Below are 20117 nucleotides of genomic sequence, written 5' to 3'. Positions count from 1 at the left end.
GTCCGTTAGGTGGCTGCTACGGCCGGCCGAGTGGTCAGCAGGTCTTGGCAGAGCAGTCCGGCTGCGCGGTGGCGGTGCATCTCGGCGTAGTTGGCATGGTTCAGGGTCTGAATGAACGCAGCCCGGTTGGGGAAGTGCATGATCAGCACGGCGTCCCAGTCGCCCTGGCCGATGAAGTAGCGCTCAGCGTGGCCGTAGAGCAGGCAGCTCCCGCCGACCTCGGCGGCCGCAGCCCGGAAGGCATCGACGTAACGCTGGTAGGCGGCGACGCCGGACTCGTCGTTGGCGTGCTCGGGCTCATCAGGCCCGTAGCCGGCCTTCACCCGGAACTTCAACAGGTTGACCTGCGCGATGGGCCCGTCGTGGGGGTCATCGCGGAAGGCGCGGAACTGGTCGGCGGTCGGCTGCATTGCAGGCATGGCACCTCGCTGTCGGTTCGGGGCAGTCGCACGGGTCGTGCGATGCGGGCCCCCTCAGTGAAGCGCAATGCGCCCGCCGCCGCTGCGTCCGGTGGCCAAGATGGCCCAGACGTGCTTCAGCGAGGCGCGTAGTTCGCGATGGGATGATCGTGGTCAGACACGCGCACGCAGCGGTGCGTCGTGGCGCCGACGCCTTCGACTGTGATGGTACTGACATCGCGGTCGGCAGCTAGCCGAACTCGCACCCACAGAGAAGAGAATCACCATGAGCAACCATGACGGCGAAGTCGAGACGCTGTGGAACGGCGATGTCATCAGGCATCGATTCTTCGAGGCGGCTGGCTTGAACTGGCATGCCATCACGGCGGGCGATGCGGAGAACTCCGAAGTCATTGTCTTCCTGCACGGCTTCCCTGAGACGTGCTTCGCGTGGCACCACCAGGTGGCCGGCCTCGCCGACGACTTCTTCACCATCGCACTCGATCTCAAGGGCCACGGCCAATCTGACACCCGTCTCGACAGCGACTACGACTACGCGGCACAGGCAGCCGAGCTGCCCGCAGTGTTCGACGCGCTGGGTCTCGATCGGTTCTTCCTCACTGGACATGATCGGGGGACGGTGATCGCCGACCACCTGTGCTCGGTGCCCGGCATGGCGCAGCGCATCCGGCGCTATGTCCGCATGCAGCAGTCAGGCAACCGGCCCCATTCCGAGCCCGTCCCGCCGCATGACTTGTTCCGCAGCCCGATGGGCGCGGAGTTGCTCTCTCAGGGGGTCATCCAGCGGATGGCATTCGGGCTCGACCCATTGCCGCACGGGCTGCCCATGGTCGCGAAGCCGATTGCGCGTGAGGACATCGATCGCATCATCGAGGAGAGCACCCAGCCGGGCGTGCCTGAGGGCATGTCGGCCAGCTTCGTGTCTGCCGGCTTCGACCGCGAGCTCGAGGACCGCATGAACGGCCTGTTCGCCGGGATGACGATGCCGGTGCTCTTCTTGCAGGGTGCCAAGGACCCAGGTCAGCAGCCCCACGAATACGAGACCGTCACTGACGAGGTCGCGAACGGGCACCTCCAGTTCCTGGAGCTGGGCCACTTCCTCCACTTGGAGGATCCACCGGTGGTGAACGCCGCGATCCGCGAGTTCCTCACCCGCGACGATCTGCCCAGTTGAACCGTCCGGTCGAGCGGCGGCTCACACCATGAATCTGCTGGTGGGCTGGCCGAGCAGGATGCGCCCGTAGTCGGCGTAGCGGACCTCGCGGTCGAAGATGAGGTGGTTGGAGCCGGTCGTGATGTCGCGCAGCGCCCGCTGGATGGGATTATCCAGCCGGCTGCCGCCGGCGCCGGTGACCGAGCAGATGTCCCTCACGGCATCGCGGCACATGTACACGGCGTGGGTCAGGCGCGACAGCCAGATGCTGCGGGTCTCGAAGGATGCGCTATTGCGCTGGGCCATCACATCGGCGAGCACGTCGCGGAACATGAGCTCGGCTGCGTCGATCGACAGCGCGGCCCGTGCGGCGATCGCCGGCTTGCCCTGGTCGCGTTCGGGGCCGCCGATGCCGGTGTGGTTCGCCGCGATCTTGGCCTTGGCCTGGGAGCGGTATTCCTCCAGCGCCATCTGGGCCGCGCCGAGCATGGGCAGCCCCGCAGCGAACCCGAGCACGGGAATCAGCGGTGTGCGGTAGAGCTCTCCGGGGTGAACCCGGGTGGATTCGCCGGCTGCGTTCATCAGCCCGACCATCGAGACAACCCGATCAGCGGGTACGAACACGTCGTCGACGCGGATGTCCCACGAACCGGTGCCGCACAGCCCCATCACGTACCAGGTGTCGACGGGCTCGACGTCCTCGGGCGGCAACGCGAAGAAGTTCGGCAGCACCCGCCCGTCGCCCTCGTCGATCATCGCGCCGACCAGCACCCAATCGGCATGGACGATGCCGGTGCCCCATTGCCACTGACCGTCGAGCCGGTAGCCGCCCTCGGTGGGGGTCGCCCTGCCGCCGCCTGCGTTCAGCGTGGCAGGGGCCAGGATGAACTGGCGCTCGGCGAACACCTCCTTCTGGAAGCTCTCCGGATAGCCGCACATCCAGAAGTTGTGCTCGATGTAGAACGAGATCAGCCAGCCCATCGAGGCGTCAGCGCGAGACAGCGCCAGCGTCACTTCGAAATAGGTGTCGAGGTCGGCTTCGTGGCCGCCGTAAGCCTGGGGAACCATCAGTGCGAAGAGCCCGCTGTCCCGGACAGCGTCGATCACCCTGTCAAGCGGACGCCGGGCCAGCTCCGCCTCGCGGGCGGTCTCGCGCAGCAGCGGGGCGATCTCGTTCGCGGCGTCGATCAGTTCCGCAGAGCTCATTGGAGAGTCGGCCATGTCGCGCCCCAGCGGTTCGTCTCAACCCTGCGAGGTCGGCCGGGGCGCCCCTCGGTGATTCGCCCGGCCGACGCCCGTCACCGTAGCCGGGTGCGATTGCGAAGTCGCCGTGGTGTGGCCGTCGGACCACTTCGTCTTCGCCCGCAGGCCTGACAGACTGCGTCGGGCATATCTGCGCCGTGCCGACGACGGGGATCGGATGCGAACGCTGGGACTGGACGATGCTTGATCATTCCGAACGGGTCGCGGCAGCGCGGTCCGCCATCGACTACATCTGCGGCCGCAGTGATGAAGAGCAGGCGGTGCCGGTTCCGAACTGTCCGGGCTGGACGGTGTACAACGCGGCGTCACACATCGGCCGTGTCGGGATCGCGTGGGAAGAGATGATCACCTCAACACCCGACGACCCCGAGTCCCGGGCACGGGGTTACGAGCGCGCCGGCCGCAAGCCGGTCGGAACATCGACGGCAGAACTCGCAGCATGGGCCCACTCTGCCATCGACCAACTCACTGACGACCTCGACCGGCGCTGCTACTTCTCGATGACCGGCGGGGAGGGCAACCCGCGGCTGTGGGCTTGGCATGCGGCCTCAGAGCTCGGCATGCACCGCCTCGATGTCGAGGCGGCACTAGGCCACGAGCACTCCATGACGCCAGCGCAAGCACTCGATGCTGCCGACTACACGTGTCAGTTCTTCCTGCAGGCGATGCGCCGCGTGCTCGAACGAGACCCCGGCGGGCTCACCGCCCGGCTCATCGATGCCGGCGGCGAGGTCGGCAGCCTGTCCATCGAGCCCCTGCCCGAGTCCGAGTCACCGCCATCAGTGGACATCGAGGGCCCGCCGATCCCGGTGTTGCTCGCACTGTGGGGCCGCCCTCATGTTGGTGTCGAGGTAGCCGACGGCGACCCGCAGGTCTGGCAGCAATGGCGAAGCCTGCCGAGCGAAGCTTTCCAGTTCGGCACCTGGGACTAGCCCCGTGGCGACGCGGACCGGATCAGACTGCGGTCCCTCCTCCGCCCTCGATGGGCGAGACGATGCGGGCCGCCTGTTCGGCCGGGTCAGGCTCGGCGTGAGAACCTTTGCGAGCTGAACGCTTCGTCCATTCTCTCTTGGCCTCGCTGAGATCGTCGGAGACGAGGTCGGCTAGTTCTTTCCTGATCGCATCGGCCTCTGATCGCAGCGCGTGCTTGCGTGCAAAGGCGTCGTCTGGCAATGCCGTCAGCTCGGCGTCGATCTCGGCTAACCGGCGACGATGATCGACGGCGGGATCTCCCATGTGGTCACCCCATTTGGTTGCAGACTCAGCACACCTCGAAGCGGGTGCTCAACCTTGATCCGCCATCGGAGTCGGCGCTGCGGGCGAAAGGCTGGACGAAGAAGAGCGGTGCCTCGCCTGTCGATCGAGTACTGCATCAGCCCAGCGGAGGTGCTCGGGATCAATCGGGCCAGCGTCTGCCTCCCAGCGTGTTATCAGTTCGAGCAGTACGTCGTCGTCACGCGGCATGGCCCGCAAACCTACCGATATCGAGAGATACGGCAAGCGCTCCACCCCGGCGCTCGCCCATAGGCTGAGGTCCTGCCCGATGAGCCTCGGAGGTGCGCGATGAACAGGCACTTGACTGCAATCGTCGAGCGGGAAGGCGATGGCTATGTGGCTCTGTGCCCGCAGGTCGATGTAGCGAGCCAAGGGCTCACCGTGGACGAGGCCCGAGAGAATCTGGCAGAAGCCCTGACCCTGTTCTTTGAGACCGCGTCCGCGAGCGAGATCGACCAGCGGTTGCGCGGCGAGGTCTATGTGACTCAGATCGAGGTCGCCGTTGGCTAGGTTGCGCGTCCTCTCGGGACGAGAGTGTTGTCGCATCCTGTCAGCCCACGGCTTCGTCGAGGTCAGGCGCCGCGGCAGCCATGTCGCGATGCAGAAGTCGTCAGCCGACGGCACGGTGACAGTGCCTGTGCCGGATCACCGGGAGTTGCGGATCGGGACGTTGCTCTCCATCATCCGCCAGTCAGGTGTGCCCCGCTCGGAGTTTGAAGAAGCGCTCTAGTTGACACGCATGTCATGCCGACAGAGGTCGGCGCTTCCCTCCGTTTAAGCCGCCGCTTGTACCGATCATCTTGGAGACACGGGCAGGGCGGCGAGGAGTTGGACTAGGCAGTCTTCTAGGGGCTGGGTGGTGTCGATGGTGATCTCGGGCGAGGGTGGCGGCTCGTAGGAGGCGGAGATGCCGCTGAAATCGGGGATCTCGCCGGCTCGGGCCTTGACGTAGAGGCCCTTGGGGTCGCGGGACTCGCAGACCTCGAGCGAGGTGTCGACGAACACCTCGATGAAGGCGCCCTCGGGATGGATGGCCCGTACCTGGTCACGATCGGCCACGTAGGGCGAGATGAAGGCTGTGAGCACGACGACGCCGGCGTCTTGGAACAGGCGGCACACCTCGCCGATGCGGCGGATGTTCTCAGCGCGGTCTTCGGGCGAGAAGCCGAGGTCACGGTTGAGGCCGAAGCGGACATTGTCGCCGTCGAGGACATAGGCAGCGACACCGCGTTCGAGCAGGGCCGCTTCGAGGGCGAATGCAAGTGTGGATTTGCCGCTGCCTGAGAGCCCCGTGAACCACACCGTCACCGCACGGTGGCCGAAGTGCGCCTCGCGGTCGGCGCCGGTGACGTGCCCTTCGGCGCGCACGATGTTGCGCGAGACCGGTTCGCTCCCTGCGCCCGCACTCATGGCGTGTTCTGCCCTCTCAGAAAACCGCGCTCGGTCAGCATGCGCACGATGGCGTCGATGCACTCGTCGACGTCTTGGGTCGAGGTGTCGACGCGCAGATCGGCGTCGGTCGGCCGGTCGAAATCGGCAGAGACGCCGGGGAAGCGGGGGATCTCGCCGCTGTCGGCCATCGCGTACAGGCCGTGAGGGTCCCGCTCGCGGCACACCTCGATGGGCGTGTCCACGAAGACCTCCACATAGCGATCCGCGCCCACCAGGTCACGGGCACGCTGCCGCACGTCACGGTCGGGGGCCACCATTGCAGCTATCGCAATCAGGCCCTGGCCGTTGACGAGTCGTGCCACCTCCGACACCCGTCGCAGGTTCTCCGAGCGTTCCTGGGTGCTGAAACCCAAGTCACGCGAGATGCCCATGCGAACGTTCTCGCCGTCGAGACGGATCGACACCTTGCCCCGATCGAACAGCTCCCGCTCGAGCGCCGTGGCGAGCGTGGACTTGCCGGCCGCCGTGAGCCCTGTCAGCAGGATGGTGCACGGCTGCTGGCCGAAGCGGATCGCCCGCTCCGCATCGCTGATCTCCGAGCGCTGGCGAACCAGTGCCGCATCGGGCGTGCGGTCCCACGCAGACGCCGCGCCCATGATCATTCCTGCGGCCACTGTGGCGTTCGTGAGCCGGTCGACGAGCACGAACGAGCCGGTCGCCCGGTTGGCGCTGTAGGGGTCGAAGGCGAGCTCCCGGTCTGAGGTGATGACGCAGTGCCCGATGTCATTGAGCCCAAGGCCCGGGGCCTGCTCGTGTGCGCCCGTATTGATGTCGATCCGGTGCCGGACGTTGCGGATGGTGCAGTTGGAGACCGTGTTGGCCGTCTGCAGCAGGTAGGAACTGCCGGACTCGGCGCCGGCCTCAGACATCCACACCACCATGGCGTCGAGGTCGTGTGCCCGCTGGGGCTCACTTCCTGGAGTCACCAGCAGATCGCCTCGGCTGACATCGATGTCGTCAACGAGTGTCACCGTGACCGCCCGTCCCGGCCCGGCCACATCAAGGTCGCCATCGAAGGTGGCAATCCGTTCCACCGTCGAGCCGAGCCCCGAAGGCAGCGCCACCACCTCGTCACCGGGCCGGAGCACGCCCGAAGCTACGGTCCCGGCGTACCCGCGGAAGTCGGCATCGGGGCGGGCGACCAGCTGCACCGGCATGCGGAAATGCTCCAGCTCGACGCTGGCATCGATGTCCACTGTCTCAAGATGCTCCAGCAGCGGCGGACCGTCGAACCAGCCCAGGTTGCCGCTGGCGTCGACGACGTTGTCGCCCAAGAGCGCGGACATCGGCAGGAAGTACGGCTGGCCAAACCCGAGCGGCTTTGCGAACGAGCGGTAGTCCTCGCAGATCTCGGTGAACCGATCCTGCGACCAGCCGACCAGGTCCATCTTGTTGACCGCCACCACCACCTGGCCGATGCCCAGCAGGCTGGCGATGTAGCTGTGGCGCTTGGTCTGGGGCAGCACGCCGTGGCGGGCGTCGATCAGGATGACCGCCAGATCGCACGTCGAGGCGCCCGTCGCCATGTTGCGGGTGTACTGGGGGTGCCCTGGGGTGTCGGCGATGATGAACGTGCGGCGGGCCGTGGAGAAGTAGCGGTAGGCCACGTCGATGGTGATGCCCTGCTCGCGCTCGGCTCGCAGGCCGTCCATGAGCAGCGCCAAGTCGACCCCCTCGCCCGCCGAGCCGTGGGTAGCCGAGTCGGCCTCGAGGCTGGCGAGCACGTCCTCGTAGATCAGCTGCGAGTCGTGCAGCAGGCGGCCGATCAGGGTCGACTTGCCGTCGTCGACGCTGCCGCAGGTCAGCAGGCGCAGCAGGTCCTTCTGTTGATGCGAAGCCAGGTACGTCTCGACATCCGACATGGCGGGAGCGCCGCCGCCGGTCTGCTCGGGGGCCATCAGAAGTACCCCTCGCGCTTCTTCTGCTCCATGGATCCCGACTGGTCGAAGTCGATCACTCGGCCCTCCCGCTCGGAGCGGGTGGCCACCAGCATCTCGCCGATGATCTCCGGCAGCGTGGTGGCCGTCGACTCGATGGCACCCGACAGCGGGTAGCAGCCGAGCGTGCGGAACCGCACCAGCCGCTGCTCGGCCACCTCGCCCTCATCGAAGACGAACCGGTCGTCGTCCACCATGATCAGCACGCCGTCGCGTTCCACCACCGGCCGCTCGGCCGCGAAGTACAGCGGCACGATCGGGATCTGCTCGACGTGGATGTACTGCCACACGTCGAGCTCGGTCCAGTTGCTCATCGGGAACACCCGGATCGACTCGCCCTGGTTCACCCGGCCGTTGTAGAGATTCCACAGCTCGGGCCGCTGGTTCTTGGGGTCCCAGCGATGATGGGCGTCGCGGAAGCTGAACACCCGCTCTTTGGCCCGCGACTTCTCCTCGTCGCGCCGGGCGCCGCCGAACGCCGCATCGAATCGACCGGCGTCCAGCGCTTGGCGCAGCGCCTGGGTCTTCATGATGTCGGTGTAGTTCTTCGACCCGTGATCGAACGGGTTGATGCCCTGCGCGACCCCCTCAGTGTTGGTGTGGACGATCAGCTCGAAGCCGATCTCGCCGGCCATGCGCTGGCGGAACGTGATCATCTCGCGGAACTTCCACGTCGTGTCCACGTGCAGCAGCGGGAACGGGATCTTGCCGGGAAAGAACGCCTTGCGGGCGAGGTGCAGCAGCACCGAGGAGTCCTTGCCGATCGAGTACAGCATGACCGGCCGCTCGCACTGGGCGACGACTTCGCGCATGATTCCGATCGCCTCGGCTTCGAGCTGCTGCAGGTGGGTCAGCCGCAGCTCGGCGGGCAGAGTCGCGCTCATTGAGAACCCCTCGATTGCTCCACCATGACCTGGCTGACGTCCCACAGCTTGGCCCCGTTGTCGGGGTCCCCTGCACTCTCGGACACCTGCTTGCGGTGCATCAGGTGCAGGTAGAGCCCGGTGGAGCTGCCGGCCTCGGGCGCGCAGCACAGCCAGACGATCGGCTCGACGGCGTCATCTGGCGACCGGAAGAACAGCCGAAGCAGCGGGTCGACGACCGATCGGAGCGGCGCAGGCGCGCCGCGGGTGATGTTGGTGGCGACGCCTCCTGGGCACAGCGCATGCACTGCCACCTCGAGTTCTTCGCTGTCGTCGACGTCATCGCCAACGCCGCCCTGGCGATTCAGCCGGCGCGATAACTCCGTGGCGTAGGTGCACAGCGCGAGCTTGCTCAAGCCGTAGTGCCGCATGCTGTCCTTCATGCCGTAGGGGGCGAACTCGCCGAGGCGATCGAACTCGATGGCCGCACTGGATCGGTGAGCTTCCGAAGAGACGAACACGATCCGTGGCGGGTCACCGCCCGGAATTGCCGGAACGACGACGCCATCGGACAGCCAGCGGTCGATCATCACCCGGTTTGCCAGGAAATGGACTGCGAACATCTCGTCGTAGCCCTGCGCAGAGCGCCTTGCTGCCGGCGTCATCAGGCCGGCATTCATTAGCGCGATGTCGATGCGGACCCCACGATCACGCAGCTCATCGCAGCAACGGTGCACCGACCGGAGATCGGCAAGATCAACGTCGATCAGCTCCACCGACACCGAACCGGATTCGCGCTTGATCTCCTCGACGACGCCGTCGTGGCCGGGGCGGCAAGCCAGGATCATGCGGCCGCCACGCCGTGCGAGCTCGATGGCGGCTGCCCTGCCGAGCCCGCTGTTGGCGCCGGTCACCAGGCAGGTCTCGCCGTCAATCCTCACGTCGTCGGGGACCGGTTCGATGTCGGGCGCTGCCGGATTGCGAAGGTCACGGACAGCCGTGGCCAGGGCACCGACGAAGCCGCGGTCGCCGATCCCGCGTTCCGGCTGTCCCTCGGCCGCAGGATTCTCGCCCGCTGCCGACGATGACGGCGGGGCATCGGCGCCCGACGGCAGGCGCCGGTCGCTCTCGAACGGGATCGCGTATGCCTCGCGGTACGCAGCGAACGTCTCGTCGATGCCGTGCTCGGTCAGCCCGAAGTCTTCGAGCCGGTAGTCGTGGGTGCCGAACCGGTTCTGCGGATTCGCTGCCATGAACTGCTCGGCTTCGCGCTCGGCTGTTTCGTCGAAGCCGACGCTGGCCGCCTCGCAGATCTGTCGAACTTCGCTGATCGGGTCGGCCACCAGGTCGTAGTACGACACGTCAACGAACTGGCTGGCCGGTGACCCGGCGCGAACCTGCATGGCCCGCTCCACCATCCGGTGCGTCTTGCGGCACCAGTGCCGGCCGATCTCCGCCGGGTCGACCTGATCGCTGAACATGCCGCGGCCATGGGCGACCATGCTGCAGAACGAGGCGAGCGCGATCCGCGGGTCTCGATGGGTCTGCACGACGGTGGCACCCTCGAACACGCGCAGGAACACGTCGAGGTGCTCGAGGTGGTGCGGGGTCTTGAGCACCCAGGTGCGGCCCAGTCGCTGCCACGACAGCACCTGCAGGACCCGGCGGAGGTACTCATACGCGGGGGTTTGATCCTGCTCTTCCAGCCAGCGGGCGTAGCTCGGCACGTGCATGGTCGCTTCGGGCGACTGGCTCATGAAGTTCAGATCCAGCAGCAGGACGTCTTCTTCCGGCTCGTCATGGCTGATCGGGTGGATGGCCATGAACTCGGGCGCCAGGTACGAGATCGACTTCTGGGCGATCATCGCCTGTCGTGTGCGGGTCCGCTCGGCCCGGTCGCTGTCCTGGCTGCCCGGCACCGGTACCAGCGCTTCGGCCCCGGAGATGCCGCGGACATCGGGGTGGGAGATCAGCAGGCGCTGCAGCAGGGTGGTGCCGGTGCGCTGCAAGCCGCTGATCACGATGATCCTGCCGAGATCGATGTCGGCAATCTCGGGATGCCGCTGCAGCAGGTCTTCGATTCGCAAACGCTGCACCAGCGCCCCGGTGAGCCTTGACTTCTGAATCAGGCGCCCGGCGGGGGTCAGGCGGGCTTCGGCGTTGATCGAGGTGACCAACACCTCGAGGGCTTCCGCGTGGCCGTCGTCGCCGAAATCGCTGAGACCGGTCTTGCGTCGCGCCGCATCCCGAAGCGCGTTGACATCCAGGCGATCCGACAGCCCGAAGTTCGTGCCGGCCTCGCTGAGCCGGTTGAAGGCTCGCACCCCCAGCGGACGGTAGGGGTGCTCGTAGTCGGTGGAGGTCATGACGATCGCAGGCTGGCGAGCTTGACCACCCGGCACGCCGGTTGGGGGTGCTCGTTGGCTCGCACCCAGCGGAAGCACATGGTGCCGAAGGTATGGCCGGCGGTCTGCAGCCAGTTGGGCAAGCCCGGGTCGTCGTGCGCAACGACGAGACGCACCGAGCCGTCGTCCTCGTACCGGGCGAGATGCATGTTGGTGTGGACGGTGAAGTGGCGATAATCCAACGACTCCATCCAGTAGTTGTTCAGCTGGAAGTTCCAGTGTTCGCATTCCGGCGGCATGACCTCGATCAGCAGCGCCTCGTCGGCTTCCAGCGCCCAGTGGCTGTGGTAGTAGGCGATGTTCGGGTCGCCGCCCGCTGCCAACGAGACGTCCGGGTCGAATCTGGGCAGCTCGTTGCTGTGCTTGGAGAAGTCACGGGCCCACTTGGCGAACAGCAGCGGCGCGCCTATCACCAGCGCCCCGGCCTTGCCCAGACCTTCGTCGAGCGCCGCAGCCGTGAGATGCGAAGGCTGGCCTTCCTCTGGGGTGCAATTGATGCGTTCGATCGACAGATCTGCCGGCGTCTCGGAGCTGCGGTCCCCGAAGGTCTGGCGCACCACCAGGGCACCAGTCTCGGGTGTCATCGGCAGCCAGTTGCCTTGCTGCGGGCTGCTGCTGAGCACCAGCTCGAACCGCCCGTCGGCGTCCATCTCGATCTCGTCGGATTCGATGTAGCCGGTGGGGGGCAGCCCGCCTCCCTGGCCGTAGTTGCCCGACTGGGTCCCGAAGCTCAGGTAGGCGATGGTGTTGCGCCGGCCGGTGATCCTGTAGTCGTAGTTCCCGTCGAGCGAAGCCGTCAGGTAGAAGTTGTCGGGATTGTCCGCTCCCATCTTGGTGTTCTCATTGACCACGCGATGCAGCACGGGTGCCTTGGGGTCGGCGTGCTCGACGAAAGCCATCAGGCCTGCCCTCGTGATGCGGCTCAGATAGCGGTATCCCTCCGCCTGGCTGAAGGGGTCCTGCGGCGCTCCCGGGAAGCTCAGCGCAGCGCCCGCCGCCTTGAGCGAGTCGCAGAACTCGTTCCACGACTGGCCGCTCGTGACGCGCCGCTCAGCCACGTCGTCGTCGGTGACGCCTCGAACCCGCCGCAGGAGCTGGGTGGCCTTCCGGAACGCAGCAAGCAGACCGATGACGAACCGTCGCATGGCGTAGGTCTACTGACAAATTCCCTTGCGTTGCTTGTCGTAGGTTCCCTAGACAGCTACGGTGCCGAAGCGAACCGAGCTAGTGCGTCAAATCCGTCGGCTCGCCGATGGGTATGGCTGCACGGCTGTAGTCCTGCGCCAGGGCAGGCATGAGATCTGGGAGTGCGCCGGCTTCAGATTCCCGATCCCGAGGCATCGAGAGATTGCGGACGGAACAGCGCGAGCGATCCTTGGCAAGCTGGAAGAGCATCTTGAGCAAGTGGCGCCGGGAGAAGACTCATGAGCGCACCATTTCGAGCAGTTGCAGAACGAAACGGTGACTGGTGGGAGATCGAGATCATCTCGGGCCTGCCTCGCAACGTCCTTGGTGTCAGTCAAGCCCGCCGCAAGAGCGACGTAGAACGAGTTGCGCGAAGTGTGGTCGCCGAACTACTCGATGTCGGGTCCGACGGCATCGAGATCGACATCGAATTCAGGCCGGCATCTGATCGCGGTACGACTGCCGTCGCATAGCGGGCCCAGCGCAAACCTGACCTCGCTCCAAGGGACGTAACCGTCCAAGACGACACCGCAGCGGACGGTGCTCTTACGCGAGCGTGGCGGTGGGGTCCAGCTTGTGGGCGGCCATGGCGTCATACAGCGGCAGGCAGCGCTCGTACATCTCCGCGAGGCGCGGCGAGTCCTCCAGCGGCGGGTACTCGGTGCGCGGCGTTGTGATGCCAGAGCTGTGCCGGAGATTGTCGTGCCACGGTCCCGTGCCCTCGCCGTACCAGCTCACCTCGGTGCGCTCGCCCGGTTCCCACGACATCGCCGCGGGCATGAACTCGATGCCGACTGCAGCGCAGAATGACCGGACCGTGCCTTCCGGATCGCCGGTCAGGTCGGCGGCATCGATGACAGGCGGGGGAGCACTGTCTCGCTCTGCGATCCGGCAGAACAGGCGATGCAGCGACTCGAACCCGACCTCGTCCCAGGTGCAGTCGGGCCAGTGATGCCCGAGACCCTGCACGACCCGCTCGGGGTCCCTGACAAGAAACGTGTGGGTCATCGCGGAGAGCTCGCGGTCGTCGAGGTCGTGCTCGACTGAGTAGGCGAAGTCCTTCACGAACACGTTCTGTGACTGAGAGAGTTCCGACAGGCGGTTCCAGAGCGCCGGGTAGGTGTGGCCAGGGCGCGCCTCAACGTGGGCGTCGCGCTGCGACCGGCGGCCCTCGCCGTAGTAGTAGAGCTCGTTCCACGGTTCGTGGAAGCACTCGAAGTCGCCTCGCTGGCGCATCATCCACTCGAAGGCGGTGGAGACCGAGCGAGGCGTGGCCCACAAGGTCAGGAACATCGAGCCACCTCCGCGCCCAGCGTGCAACAACCTGCGCGGGCCTGCGAGTTCAGCGGGCCTTGGTCCGCTTGCGGGAGCGGTGAGACAGCGCTGCAGCGCCCTCTGGCGTTCCGTCGTGGAACGCACCGATCAGCTCGTCCAGCGGCGACTCGTAACCCCCGTAGTTGCATTCGATGAACCGGTGATGGATCTGGTGGTGGAAGTCGCCCAGCTCGAACCGCGCTTGGCGGCCGGCCCGCGGCCCCAGCAGCAAGGCGTCGTAGCCGGTGTGCGACAGGGGTGCCCCGAGGCCGTGGTGCATCATCATGAAATACAGGTGCAGCGGGTGCGACGGCACGAGGAACAGCAGCACCACGTCGGAGAAGAGCACGAGGTGCTCGACGGGGTGCATCGAGAGCCCAGACCACGGGCCGACGTTGGTGTTGCGGTGGTGCCACGAATGGATGTGACGGTAAGCCGGGCCGGTGTGCAGCAGCCGGTGGTGGGTCGAGAAATACAGGATCGACCACCACGGGATGACCACCAGGAACAGCACGAACCAGACAGGGTTGCTCTCGAAGGTGATGAGGCGTGCGTGCCCATTGGCGTACGCCCACAGCAGCAACGAGTCGAATCCGGTCCAGATCAGCACAGCCGGCACGAGCGTGAGGAAGACGTTCTCCCGCACCTGATTGCCGAACAGGAACACCCGCTTGTTGCGTCCGAACGGGCGGGAGTCGTAGCGCAGGCCGTCGCCCTGACGACGCACGACGTAGAACCAGACGTGCAGCCCACCGGCGACGAGTGTCACCAGGATCAGGTTGCGAAGCCAGATCCCGAAGATCCAGCCGAATTCGAAGCTCTCCGTGCGTTCGAGCGACGGCATGAACCACGCCCAGACGCCGAACGCCACCGCGAGCATGAAGAACCGGGACCGCAGCGGCAGCCATGTGCGCCCGAGGTGCTTCGCAATGGCGCCCGGTCGGGGAGGCCAGTGCAGGAATGGTGCCGTGCGCAGCGGCAACTCCGGCGCGAAGTTCCACATCGCGCGGCCGCCGTCAGGCGACGATGACGTCAAGGGCATCGCATCACCCCCGAGCAACCCCACGCTGCTTCCGTCAGGCCTGTCAGCCTGCTACCTACACCAGTGTATGTTCGGAAATGAGGTCGCCGACCGCCATTTCACAGCCCAAAACGGGGCAGCATGAGCAACCCGGCGGCTCACCAACCACCAGTGTGCGAAAGTCTGAGAAGCTAGGGGGATGGGCGAGCAGACGGCGCCGCAAGCCCAGCCGGTTGAGGGGCGCAGCTTTCCGACCACGGCGCGCGGCGCCAGGCCGACGTTCTTCGATGACGATGGTGCGACTGATGCGGTCTTGGCGATCGTGACGGCGCTCGCGGCCGAGGTGTGGGCGTTGCGTGAGCGGCAGACCACGCTCGAGGCAGTGCTTGCCGAGGCCGGCATCGATGCTGCCGCGGCGATCGAGGCGTACCGGCCTGACGGTGACGAGACCGCAGCCCGTGCTGCCGAGGCGGCGGCGTTCGCCGGTCGCGTCTATCGCGTGTTCGAAGAGATGCGCGAAGAGGCGCTGGCCGGCGACACACAGGACCGCTATCTCCAGATTGTCGATCGCGCATTCGCAGAGCTCTAGATGGGGGACAGCCAGATGAGCCAGAAAACACACCCGCTCCTGCCCACCGAGACGCACGACGAGAGCGCTCGGGAGAGCTTCGTGCAGGCGCTGAAGTCGCACATCGCGACCCGGGTCAGTCCCGGTGTTCGCGAGATCTACGACCGCCGGGTTCGACAGCAGTGGGTGGACGAGCACGGCGACGAGCCGGCGGACCGGCACGAAGTCCGCGAAGCGCTGAGCTCCGATACCTACTACCGCCTGTGGAGCTCGGTGCGCCGGTCCAGCCAGCACCTGCTGTGGAGCTCGGTCGGCGATGCCATCGCTCGCCAGGCGGGCGACCTCGCAGAACGCGCCCGATCGGCCGATGCGGGGCTCGGTTCGTTGCGCCTCGATCCCGATCTGGAGATCCCCTGGTACAACGCCGAGGTCGACATTCACGCCATGCCGGGCGGCTACCGGGGCGAGTACATGGACGACGATGTCTCGGTCGGGGCGCTGTTCGACCGCGGCGTCTATGTGTACGCGATGGGCCAGATGGGTGCCCTCAACGATGACTACGGGCAGTCCGTCTGCCAGAACTTCCTGGCTGTCTCCCATCCCGAGTTCTCGCCGCGGCGGATCCTCGACATGGGCTGCACCTCGGGCAATTCCACGCTGCCCTACGTCGATGCGTTCGGGGACGCGGAAGTCCATGCAATCGACCTGGGCGCACCCGTGCTGCGGTACGCCCATGCACGGGCCGAATCGCTCGGGCGGGCAGTGCACTTCTCCCAGCAGAACGCCGAGTGCACCGACTATCCGGACGGGCACTTCGACTTGATCGTCTCGCACATCGTGATCCACGAGATGTCGCCAGCGGCATTGCGCCGGATGTTCGCCGAGTGCCGCCGACTGCTGGCGCCCGGCGGGCTCATGGTGCACGCCGACTTCGCGGGGTACGCGGGCGTCGACCCGGTCACCCAGGCGATGATCGACTGGGACACCTACTACAACCACGAGCCCTTCTGGGGCCCGATGCGCGACATGGATCTGGTGGCCGAGTCGGTCAGTGCGGGATTCGACGACGGCGCGGTCGAGATCACGTCGGTACCGACGGGGCGAGTGCTGCAGACAGGCAAGCAGCAGAAGACGGGTCAGCTCACCCTTCTGGTCGGCCAGGCCTGACGTAGTTGACTGATGGGGCCGTTGCCCACGACAGGAGCGTGACCCGATGGAGGTCGTCAACGAAGTGATGCCCACGAGCCCCGAGCGCATCGACGAGATGATGCAGCCCGGGCCTGACGGGCCGATCTACATGGTCAACCTTCTGAAGTTCAAGGACAAGGCCGAGTATGAGGACGGTCGCGAGACCGATCTGACCGGCTTCGAGGCGTACCAGCTGTACGGCCGGGCGGTGTCGAGGATCATTCGTGACTACGGCGGCGAGATCCAGTTCGCAGCGAACGTGACGTTCCTGTCGCTCGGCCAGGTCGAGGAATTGTGGGACGAGGTCGCCATCGCCAAGTACCCGAACAGGGGAGCGCTGCTGGCGATGTCGTCGTCACCGGAATGGCGCGAGGCAGCGGTGCATCGCACGGCCGGGCTGGCTGGCCAGTTGAACATCGAGACGGTCGCTCAGTTCGTCCGCGAGTGAGCCCGAGGCGGCTCGGCCGCACAGGTTCTTGCTGGCCGGCCCTTCGTCAGGATTCCTTCCGGCTGGAAGGTTCAACTTAGAGTGGTCATGTGACGGCGGCGACCGCTCGATCCGACTTGGCAATCGACGGCATGACCTGTGCCGCGTGCGCGAGCCGGATCCAGCACCGACTCGACGAACTGGACGCCGTGGCAGCGGCGCAGGTGAACTTCGCTACCGGGCAGGCCACGATCACCCACGACGGGTCGCTCGACGAGGCGTTCGTTGCGGCGGAGATTGCAGCGCTGGGCTACTCGGTTGTCGCAAAGGGCGAGAGCGAGACGGCTGAGCAACGGCGCCAGGCCGAACTGCTGGCCCGGCTGGTCAGCGGCGTGGTGCTGACGGTGCCGTCGGTGCTGATCTCGATGATCCCGGCGCTGCAGTTCAGCGGCTGGGAATGGCTGGTCGCTGTGCTGGCGGCCGTGGTGATCGTGGGAGCCGGCTGGCCGTTCCATCGAGCAGCGGCGGTCAACCTGCGGCACGGCGCCACCACCATGGACACGCTCGTGTCGATGGGATCGCTTGCCGCGTTGGCGTGGTCGCTGACGGTGTCGATCAGCGGCATCGGCGACGGCCACGTGTACTTCGAGACCGGCGCCGTGATCGTCACGCTCATCCTGCTGGGCAAGTGGCTGGAGCTGCGGGCCAAGCGCCGCTCGGGTGACGCCATCCGCGCACTGGCAGATCTGGGCGTGCGGACCGCCCGCCTGGTGGACGGGCGTGAGATCGCGATCGCCGATCTGGCGGTCGGCATGCGGTTCGTGGTCCGGCCGGGGGAGCGCATCGCCACCGACGGCGTGATCGTGGACGGGCGCTCGGCAGTCGATGCGTCGATGGTGACCGGCGAGCCGGTGCCCGTGGAGGTCGGGCCCGGCGACGAGGTGATCGGCGCCACGATCAACGCCAACGGAGCGCTCGTCGTCGAAGCGGCCAAGGTGGGTGCAGACACGGCGCTGGCGCAGATCATCCGCTTGGTTGACGAAGCCCAGGGCAGCCGGGCAGAGGTGCAGCGGCTCGCCGACCGGGTGTCGGCGGTGTTCGTGCCCATTGCCATCGTCATCGGGATCCTCACGCTGGCGGCGTGGTTGCTGCTGGGCAACGAGGCCAGCGCTGCATTCAGCGCCGCGGTGGCAGTGCTGATCATCGCCTGCCCGTGCGCCCTCGGGCTGGCGACGCCGCTCGGGATCATGGTGGGGACCGGCCGGGGCGCTCAGCTCGGCGTCATCATCAAGGGGGGCGAGGTTCTCGAGGACACCCGCTCGGTGGACGTGGTGCTGGTGGACAAGACCGGCACGATCACCGAGGGTGCTATGACGCTCGCCGATGTCCAGGCGGGACAGCTTCCGGCCGCCGAACGCGACGAGGTGCACCGGCTGGCGGCATCGGCCGAGGCGTTGTCGTCTCACCCGATCGCTGAAGCCATCGCCGGCTCGGTCGACGAGCTGGTCGAGGTCGAGGAATTCGAGACTGCGCCCGGTTCGGGTGTGATCGCAACGGTCGGCGGCGTCGAGGTCCGGGTGGGCCGCCGCAGCCTGTTCGACGCTGTGCCGGCCGGCGTGGCGAACTTGGCTGCCGACGCTGAGGCCACCGGGGCCACGGCTGTGCTTGCTGGCCGCAATGGCACCGCGGAGATCGTGCTGGTGGTCGCTGATCGCATCAAGCCGACCTCGGCGGAGGCAATAGTGGCACTGCAAGAGCAGGGCCTGGCGGTGACGCTGCTCACCGGCGACAACGAGCGCACGGCACGGACGATCGCCGCCGAAGCCGGCATCGAGTCGGTGATCGCCGAGGTCTATCCCGACGACAAGGCCGCCGCCGTGCAGCGGCTTCAAGCCGCCGGCAAGCGAGTGGCGATGGTGGGAGACGGCATCAACGATGCCCCGGCGCTGGCTCAGGCCGACCTGGGCATTGCCGTCGGCACCGGCACCGATGTAGCCATCGAGGCGTCCGACCTCACCGTCGTGAGCGGCGATCTGCGGGCCGTTGCCGACGCCATTGCGCTGTCACGCCGCACCCTGTCGACGATCAAGGGGAACTTGTTCTGGGCCTTCGCCTACAACGCCGCCGCCATCCCGCTCGCGGCGTTCGGCATCCTGAACCCCATGATCGCTGCCGGCGCGATGGGCGTCTCATCGCTGTTCGTCGTGACGAACAGTCTCCGCCTGCGACGCTTCACAGGCAGCCGCCAGACTGTCTGACTGAGTGACTGGCGACACGTGGACATCTGAGGACATTCCCGATCAGTCGGGCCGGGTCGCCGTGGTGACCGGGGCCAACTCGGGGAACGGCTTCGAAACGGCGCGGGCGCTTGCCGGCCGCGGTGCGCTGGTGGTGCTGGTGGTCCGCGACCTCGCCAAGGGCGGCGCAGCAGCCGACGCCATACGCGCCGAGCATCCTGGCGCTGAGCTGGCGCTGCAGGAGGCGGACCTAGCATCGCTCGATTCGGTGCGCCGGGGGGCTGCGGCCATCGCCGATCGGTACGAGCGCATCGATCTGCTCGTCAACAACGCCGGGGTCTTTCACACACCCCGGCGGCAGACCTCCGACGGGTTCGAGATCCGCTTCGGCACCAACCACCTTGGACACTTCGCGTGGACAGGCCTGCTGCTGGATCGTCTGCTGCCAGTCGCTGGCTCTCGGGTCGTCACCGTGAGCAGCAACGCCCACCGGTACCGCGCCCGGATTGACTTCGAACGCTTCGGAATGGAGCAGGGTCGCAGCCAGTCGGCCGCCTACGGCCGTTCGAAGCTGGCGAACCTGCTGTTCACCCACGAACTGCAGCGCCGGTTGGCCGCAGCCGGCGCGGAAACCATCGCATTGGCGGCCCATCCTGGATGGGCCGAAACGGAGATCCTGCGCGACTTCCCGTTCATCGGGCTGATGCGGCCGCTGATTCGTCCGCTGCAGCACCGTGCGGCCGCAGGGGCCTTGGCCACGCTGCGGGCCGCGACCGACCCTGCCGCTGCGGGCGGCGAGTTCTACGGGCCTGACGGACTGTGGGAGATGCGAGGTCATCCGGTGCTGGTGGGATCCAGCGACCGCTCACGCGATCCAGGGCTGCAGCGGCAGACGTGGGAGGCGTCAGAACAGGTCACCGGGATCAGCTTCGAGGTGTGACCCGCTGCGTTCTATGCGGGTGATCCCACCAATGCGAAGCCCTCGTCGAGCCAGCCGATAGCGCCGCCGATCATCTTCTTGACTGGCCGGCCCAGTCGGGCGAGCCGGACAGCCGCCTTGTCTGCCGCGTTGCAGTGCGGTCCGGCGCAGTACACGACGAACAGCGTGTCTGGTGGGTACTGCGCCAGGGCCTCCTCGGTGATCGTCGTGTGGTGCATGAAGATCGCGCCCGGTACGTGTCCCGCATCGAAGCTGGCTTGATCGCTGTTGGTCTGCAGCAGCACAAAGCCGGGCGACCCGCTCTGCATGGCCTCATTCACGTCCCAGCAGTCGGTTTCGAGCGCCAGCAAGCGCTCGAAGTGCTCGACGGCCAGCGCCGGCGAGCCAGCAGGGATCTCGGTGACCGGGTTCGTGACAGGGGTCAGCGTTGCGTTGCTCATCGGGGGAGACGTCCTCAAGTCGGTTCCAGC

The 20117-nt window shown here is 66.7% G+C and carries 21 protein-coding genes; 10 read left to right on the top strand and 11 right to left on the bottom strand.

Annotation, left to right across the window (positions count from 1 at the left end):
* Positions 1 to 5: 5 nt before the first annotated feature.
* A complete protein-coding gene (locus ACOGI8_RS10385; protein ID WP_419853732.1) occupies positions 6 to 419 on the bottom strand; it encodes a DUF1330 domain-containing protein in 414 nt (137 codons plus the stop codon).
* Positions 420 to 684: 265 nt separating this feature from the next.
* On the opposite strand from ACOGI8_RS10385, the gene ACOGI8_RS10380 reads away from it, so the two are divergent.
* On the top strand, positions 685 to 1593 hold the full coding sequence (locus ACOGI8_RS10380) for an alpha/beta fold hydrolase (RefSeq protein ID WP_419853731.1): 909 nt from the start codon (positions 685 to 687) through the stop codon (positions 1591 to 1593).
* Between the two features lie 21 nt (positions 1594 to 1614).
* Here ACOGI8_RS10380 and ACOGI8_RS10375 read toward each other — a convergent pair whose 3' ends face one another.
* The gene (locus tag ACOGI8_RS10375) at positions 1615 to 2793 is read right to left on the bottom strand and encodes an acyl-CoA dehydrogenase family protein (protein WP_419853730.1); all 1179 of its coding nucleotides are present in this window, start codon (positions 2791 to 2793) and stop codon (positions 1615 to 1617) included.
* A gap of 221 nt (positions 2794 to 3014) precedes the next feature.
* Between ACOGI8_RS10375 and ACOGI8_RS10370 the strand changes: the two genes are divergently transcribed.
* Positions 3015 to 3767: a maleylpyruvate isomerase N-terminal domain-containing protein gene (locus tag ACOGI8_RS10370; protein ID WP_419853729.1), complete on the top strand. Its 753-nt coding sequence runs from the start codon at positions 3015 to 3017 to the stop codon at positions 3765 to 3767.
* Between the two features lie 22 nt (positions 3768 to 3789).
* Here the strand turns inward: ACOGI8_RS10370 and ACOGI8_RS10365 are convergent, their stop codons facing one another.
* Positions 3790 to 4071, bottom strand: a complete 282-nt coding sequence (locus tag ACOGI8_RS10365; protein WP_419853728.1) for a hypothetical protein — start codon at positions 4069 to 4071, stop codon at positions 3790 to 3792.
* A 327-nt stretch (positions 4072 to 4398) separates the two neighbouring features.
* Here ACOGI8_RS10365 and ACOGI8_RS10360 point away from each other — a divergent pair, with 327 nt between their 5' ends.
* The gene (locus ACOGI8_RS10360) at positions 4399 to 4620 is read left to right on the top strand and encodes a type II toxin-antitoxin system HicB family antitoxin (protein ID WP_419853727.1); all 222 of its coding nucleotides are present in this window, start codon (positions 4399 to 4401) and stop codon (positions 4618 to 4620) included.
* Positions 4613 to 4840, top strand: a complete 228-nt coding sequence (locus ACOGI8_RS10355; protein ID WP_419853726.1) for a type II toxin-antitoxin system HicA family toxin — start codon at positions 4613 to 4615, stop codon at positions 4838 to 4840. The genes ACOGI8_RS10360 and ACOGI8_RS10355 overlap by 8 nt, the downstream gene beginning before the upstream one ends.
* A 65-nt stretch (positions 4841 to 4905) precedes the next feature.
* On the opposite strand, the gene cysC is transcribed toward ACOGI8_RS10355, so the two are convergent.
* The 5 genes from cysC to ACOGI8_RS10330 are packed head-to-tail and all read right to left on the bottom strand — an operon-like array spanning position 4906 to position 11912.
* On the bottom strand, positions 4906 to 5520 hold the full coding sequence (gene cysC / locus ACOGI8_RS10350; protein ID WP_419853725.1) for an adenylyl-sulfate kinase: 615 nt from the start codon (positions 5518 to 5520) through the stop codon (positions 4906 to 4908).
* Positions 5517 to 7460, bottom strand: a complete 1944-nt coding sequence (gene cysN, locus ACOGI8_RS10345; RefSeq protein WP_419853724.1) for a sulfate adenylyltransferase subunit CysN — start codon at positions 7458 to 7460, stop codon at positions 5517 to 5519. Before cysN ends, cysC begins: the two co-directional genes overlap by 4 nt.
* A complete protein-coding gene (gene cysD, locus ACOGI8_RS10340) occupies positions 7460 to 8383 on the bottom strand; it encodes a sulfate adenylyltransferase subunit CysD (protein ID WP_419853723.1) in 924 nt (307 codons plus the stop codon). The genes cysN and cysD overlap by 1 nt, the downstream gene beginning before the upstream one ends.
* Positions 8380 to 10728, bottom strand: a complete 2349-nt coding sequence (locus ACOGI8_RS10335; RefSeq protein ID WP_419853722.1) for an SDR family NAD(P)-dependent oxidoreductase — start codon at positions 10726 to 10728, stop codon at positions 8380 to 8382. Before ACOGI8_RS10335 ends, cysD begins: the two co-directional genes overlap by 4 nt.
* Positions 10725 to 11912, bottom strand: coding sequence for a DUF1214 domain-containing protein (locus tag ACOGI8_RS10330; protein WP_419853721.1), 1188 nt, complete (start codon positions 11910 to 11912; stop codon positions 10725 to 10727). Before ACOGI8_RS10330 ends, ACOGI8_RS10335 begins: the two co-directional genes overlap by 4 nt.
* 279 nt (positions 11913 to 12191) lie before the next feature.
* Here ACOGI8_RS10330 and ACOGI8_RS10325 point away from each other — a divergent pair, with 279 nt between their 5' ends.
* A complete protein-coding gene (locus ACOGI8_RS10325; protein WP_419853720.1) occupies positions 12192 to 12425 on the top strand; it encodes a hypothetical protein in 234 nt (77 codons plus the stop codon).
* Positions 12426 to 12498: 73 nt separating this feature from the next.
* Here the strand turns inward: ACOGI8_RS10325 and ACOGI8_RS10320 are convergent, their stop codons facing one another.
* Both ACOGI8_RS10320 and ACOGI8_RS10315 read right to left on the bottom strand, forming a co-directional pair.
* On the bottom strand, positions 12499 to 13245 hold the full coding sequence (locus ACOGI8_RS10320) for a sulfotransferase family protein (RefSeq protein ID WP_419853719.1): 747 nt from the start codon (positions 13243 to 13245) through the stop codon (positions 12499 to 12501).
* Positions 13246 to 13294: 49 nt separating this feature from the next.
* On the bottom strand, positions 13295 to 14308 hold the full coding sequence (locus tag ACOGI8_RS10315) for a sterol desaturase family protein (RefSeq protein WP_419853718.1): 1014 nt from the start codon (positions 14306 to 14308) through the stop codon (positions 13295 to 13297).
* Positions 14309 to 14486: 178 nt separating this feature from the next.
* Here ACOGI8_RS10315 and ACOGI8_RS10310 point away from each other — a divergent pair, with 178 nt between their 5' ends.
* From ACOGI8_RS10310 to ACOGI8_RS10290, 5 genes are all read left to right on the top strand, one after another.
* Positions 14487 to 14876, top strand: a complete 390-nt coding sequence (locus ACOGI8_RS10310) for a hypothetical protein (protein ID WP_419853717.1) — start codon at positions 14487 to 14489, stop codon at positions 14874 to 14876.
* Positions 14877 to 14891: 15 nt separating this feature from the next.
* Entirely contained in the window at positions 14892 to 16022 is a 1131-nt protein-coding gene (locus tag ACOGI8_RS10305; RefSeq protein WP_419853716.1) for a methyltransferase domain-containing protein, read from the top strand.
* A gap of 46 nt (positions 16023 to 16068) precedes the next feature.
* A complete protein-coding gene (locus tag ACOGI8_RS10300) occupies positions 16069 to 16491 on the top strand; it encodes a DUF1330 domain-containing protein (protein ID WP_419853715.1) in 423 nt (140 codons plus the stop codon).
* Positions 16492 to 16580: 89 nt separating this feature from the next.
* Positions 16581 to 18728 carry a heavy metal translocating P-type ATPase gene (locus ACOGI8_RS10295; protein WP_419853714.1) on the top strand — a complete coding sequence of 716 codons (2148 nt, stop codon included), beginning with the start codon at positions 16581 to 16583 and terminating at the stop codon, positions 18726 to 18728.
* Positions 18729 to 18732: 4 nt separating this feature from the next.
* Complete coding sequence (locus ACOGI8_RS10290; RefSeq protein ID WP_419853713.1) at positions 18733 to 19647, top strand: oxidoreductase; 915 nt, start codon at positions 18733 to 18735, stop codon at positions 19645 to 19647.
* Between the two features lie 11 nt (positions 19648 to 19658).
* Here ACOGI8_RS10290 and ACOGI8_RS10285 read toward each other — a convergent pair whose 3' ends face one another.
* Positions 19659 to 20087 (bottom strand): rhodanese-like domain-containing protein, encoded by a 429-nt coding sequence (locus ACOGI8_RS10285; protein WP_419853712.1) that lies wholly within the window; start codon positions 20085 to 20087, stop codon positions 19659 to 19661.
* Between the last annotated feature and the right edge of the window lie 30 nt (positions 20088 to 20117).

Source organism: Candidatus Poriferisodalis sp. (assembly GCF_965204195.1).
GTDB lineage: Bacteria > Actinomycetota > Acidimicrobiia > Acidimicrobiales > Poriferisodalaceae > Poriferisodalis.
This window is presented reverse-complemented; position numbering and strand designations above follow the sequence as displayed.